This is a genomic window from Mycobacterium sp. DHQP2018-32-09 (assembly GCF_058148405.1).
Genome location: NZ_JBYVYK010000103.1, coordinates 1 through 4,082, shown reverse-complemented (window position 1 = coordinate 4,082; position 4,082 = coordinate 1). Strand labels below are relative to the sequence as shown.

Genomic DNA, 4,082 nt, shown 5'->3' with positions numbered 1-4,082 from the left:
TCGGGGTCCTGGCGGCCCGGCCCGTCGGCGTGCCCGCGATCGTGGTGCCGCCTGCGACCGCTGAGGACGGCGGCGCGGGCCTGCTGGAGCACGACACCGACGGCTCTGCGGCGGCGGTGCTCGCGGCGCTGGCCAAGCTCGCCGCGGCGGTGGCGGCCGAACTCGTTGCGGGCGGGCTGCGCATCGTCGGGGTGACCGGCTCGTCGGGCAAGACGTCCACCAAGGACCTGTTGGCGGCGGTGCTGACCCCGCTCGGTGAGGTGATCGCCCCACCCGGGTCGTTCAACAACGAGCTGGGCCATCCGTGGACGGTGCTGCGCGCGACCACCACCACCGACTTTCTGATCGTGGAGATGTCGGCGCGCCACCCCGGCAACATCGCCGCGCTGGCCGCCATCGCGCCGCCGTCGATCGGCGTGGTGCTCAACGTCGGCACCGCCCATCTGGGGGAGTTCGGCTCGCGCGAGGCCATTGCGAAGACCAAGTCCGAACTGCCGCAATCGGTTCCGTCCTCCGGTGTGGTGGTGCTCAACGCCGACGACACGGCGGTGGCCGCGATGGCCGACGTCACCTGCGCGCGCGTCGTGCGGGTGGGGCGCAGTCCGGGCGCCGACGTGTGGGCCGATGCCGTCACGCTCGACGAGCTGGCGCGACCGCGCTTCACGCTGCACGCCGGCGACGACGCCGTGGACGTGACGCTGGCCGTGCACGGCGATCACCAGGTGTCCAACGCGCTGTGCGCGGCCGCCGTCGCGCTGGAATGCGGGGCCACCCTGGAGCAGGTGGCCGCGGCGCTGGCCACGGCGGGCCCGGTGTCGCGACGCCGCATGCAGGTCAGCACGCGCGCCGACGGCGTCACCGTGGTCAACGACGCCTACAACGCGAACCCGGATTCCATGCGGGCGGGGCTGAAGGCGTTGGCCTGGATGGCGCGCTCGGGGGCGGGGGCCGACGGGTTGCCGCGGCGTAGCTGGGCGGTGCTGGGAGAAATGGCCGAACTCGGTGACGACGCGATCGCAGAGCATGATGGCATCGGCCGACTGGCCGTGCGTTTGGACGTGTCACGACTCGTCGTCGTGGGAACCGGGAGATCGATGAGCGCCATGCATCACGGGGCCGTCATGGAGGGATCGTGGGGCAGTGAGTCGACCATGGTCGCCGATGCCGACGCCGCGCTGGCGTTGCTGCGGTCGGAGTTGCGTCCCGGCGACGTGGTGCTCGTGAAGGCCTCCAATTCCACCGGGCTGGGCCCGCTGGCCGAGGCGCTGGCCGCTGGGGACACCGCGTGAGGCAGATCCTGATCGCCGTCGGCATCGCGCTGGCGGTGTCGATCCTGTTGACGCCGGCCCTGATCCGCATCTTCACCCGGCAGGGCTTCGGCCACGAGATCCGCGAGGACGGGCCGCCGAGTCACAAGAAGAAGCGCGGCACGCCGTCGATGGGTGGCGTGGCGATCCTGGCGGGCATGTGGGCGGGCTACCTCGGCACGCACCTGGTGGGGTTGGCGCTCGACGGCCGTGGGCCGTCGGCGTCGGGCCTGCTGGTGCTGGGGTTGGCCACCGCGCTGGGCGCCGTCGGCTTCCTCGACGATCTGATCAAGCTGCGGCGGGCCCGCAATCTCGGCCTGAACAAGACGGCCAAGACCGTCGGTCAGCTGGTGGCCGCCGTGCTGTTCGGCGTGCTGGCGCTGCGGTTCCGCAACGGCGACGGGCTGACGCCCGGCAGCCCGGAGCTGTCCTACGTCCGCGAGATCGCGACGGTGACGCTGGCGCCCGCGGTGTTCGTGCTGTTCGTGGTGGTGCTGGTGAGCGCGTGGTCGAATGCGGTGAACTTCACCGACGGCCTGGACGGGCTGGCGGCCGGGGCCATGGCGATGGTGTCGGCGGCGTACGTGCTCATCACGTTCTGGCAGTTCCGCAACGCCTGTGCGACCAGTCCCGGCCTGGGCTGCTACAACGTGCGCGATCCGCTGGACCTCGCGTTGGTCGCGGCGGCGACGGCGGGTGCGTGCATCGGCTTTCTGTGGTGGAACGCGGCCCCCGCGAAGATCTTCATGGGCGACACGGGTTCGCTGGCGCTGGGTGGCATCATCGCCGGGTTGTCGGTGACCAGCCGGACCGAGACGCTGGCGATCGTGCTGGGCGCGCTGTTCGTCGCCGAGGTGACGTCGGTGGTGGTGCAGATCCTGGCCTTCCGCACGACGGGTCGCCGGGTGTTCCGGATGGCGCCGTTCCACCATCACTTCGAGCTGGTGGGATGGGCCGAGACCACGGTGATCATCCGCTTCTGGCTGCTCACGGCGATCGCCTGTGGTCTGGGCGTGGCGCTGTTCTACAGCGAGTGGCTGGCGGCCGTCGGCGGTTAGTCCGCACCCGCCGCGTCTGCGGTGTCCGGGCGTCGGGGACCGCCGGGGGGACGTCGTTATCGACCCGTTTCGCGACACGCGCCGGATGTCCGGCCGTTCGCTGGTGTGACAGGAGAGGATTTTGGGGTGCAAGGGACAGATGAGACGAGCAGGTGACCGTGCGCGCGCTACTGTCCCGGCTTCGTCCGCGGCCCACGACACCGTCCCGGCTTCGTCCGCGGCCCAAGACCCGCCCCGCCGAGGGCAGCAGTGAGGCCGCCGCGACGGTGACCGCCCCGCGTACCAAGTTCGGCGCCTGGCTGGAGCGCCCGATGACGTCCTTCCACCTGATCATCGCCGTGGCCGCGTTGTTGACGACGCTGGGGCTCATCATGGTGCTGTCGGCGTCGGGCGTGCGGTCCTACGACGACGACGGCACCCCGTGGGCCATCTTCGGCAAGCAGGTGCTGTGGACCTGCGTCGGCCTGGTGGCGTTCTACGTGGCACTGCGGATGCCGATCCAACTGCTGCGCCGCATCGCGCTGCCCGGTTTCGCCGCGACCATCGTCATGTTGGTGCTGGTGCTCATCCCCGGCATCGGCACGCTGTCGAACGGCTCCCGCGGCTGGTTCGTGGTCGCCGGCTTCTCCATGCAGCCCTCGGAGCTGGCCAAGATCGCCTTCGCCATCTGGGGTGCGCACATCCTCGCGACGCGCCGCATGGAGCAGGCGTCGCTGCGCGAGATGCTGGTGCCACTGGTGCCCGCGGCGGTGATCGCGTTGACGCTCATCGTGATTCAGCCCGACCTCGGGCAGTGTGTGTCGCTGGGCATCATCCTGCTGGGCCTGCTGTGGTACGTCGGCCTGCCGCTCAAGGTGTTCGCCAGCTCCCTGTTCCTGGTCGTGGTGGCCGCGGCCATCATGGCGGTCTCGGCGGGCTACCGCTCGACCCGCGTGCAGGCCTGGCTGGATCCGTCGGCCGATGCACAGGGCTCGGGCTACCAGTCCAAGCAGGCCAGGTTCGCGCTGGCCAACGGCGGCATCTTCGGCGACGGCCTGGGACAGGGCACCGCGAAGTGGAACTACCTGCCCAACGCGCACAACGACTTCATCTTCGCGATCATCGGTGAGGAACTCGGCTTCGTCGGCGCGTTCGGGCTGCTGCTGCTGTTCGGGCTGTTCGCCTACACCGGCATGCGGATCGCGCGCCGCTCGGCGGACCCGTTCCTGCGGCTGCTCACCGCCACCACCACGCTGTGGGTGGTGGGCCAGGCCTTCATCAACGTCGGCTACGTGGTGGGTCTGCTTCCGGTGACCGGCCTGCAGCTGCCGCTGATATCGGCCGGCGGCACGTCCACGGCCACCACGCTCCTCATGATGGGGCTGATCACTAACGCGGCCCGGCACGAACCCGAGGCGGTCGCCGCACTGCGCGCCGGGCGCGACGACCGGATGAACCGCTTCCTGCGGCTGCCGCTTCCGGAACCGTACGTACCCACCCGGCTGGAAACGGCGCGCGACCGGTTGCGCACCAAGGCGCGACCCAGGCCGCAGGCACGTCCGACGGCCAACGCCCCCAAGGCGATCGGCAGACCGTCGAAGCCGCCCGCGAAGGGCCCTGCGAAGGCGGGCAAGACCGGCAAGGCCGGCAAGCCCGGCAAGGCCGGCAAGGCGGTGGCCCGGACCGCCGCGCGGGGTGGCCCCCGGGCCGACGCCCGGGCGGCGGCCAAGGCGCAGGC

At 71.1% G+C, this 4,082-nt stretch carries 3 protein-coding genes; all 3 read left to right on the top strand.

All coding sequences use genetic code 11. From position 1 onward, the window contains the following. Positions 1-1,289 (top strand): UDP-N-acetylmuramoyl-tripeptide--D-alanyl-D-alanine ligase (locus AC30CM_RS26780; RefSeq protein WP_490119941.1); only part of this gene is annotated, 1,289 nt, incomplete at its 5' end. Next, on the top strand, positions 1,286-2,365 hold the full coding sequence (mraY, locus tag AC30CM_RS26775) for a phospho-N-acetylmuramoyl-pentapeptide-transferase (protein WP_490119940.1): 1,080 nt from the start codon (positions 1,286-1,288) through the stop codon (positions 2,363-2,365). The genes AC30CM_RS26780 and mraY, both read left to right, overlap by 4 nt. 170 nt (positions 2,366-2,535) lie before the next feature. Next, positions 2,536-4,082 (top strand): putative lipid II flippase FtsW (gene ftsW, locus AC30CM_RS26770; protein WP_490119942.1); only part of this gene is annotated, 1,547 nt, incomplete at its 3' end.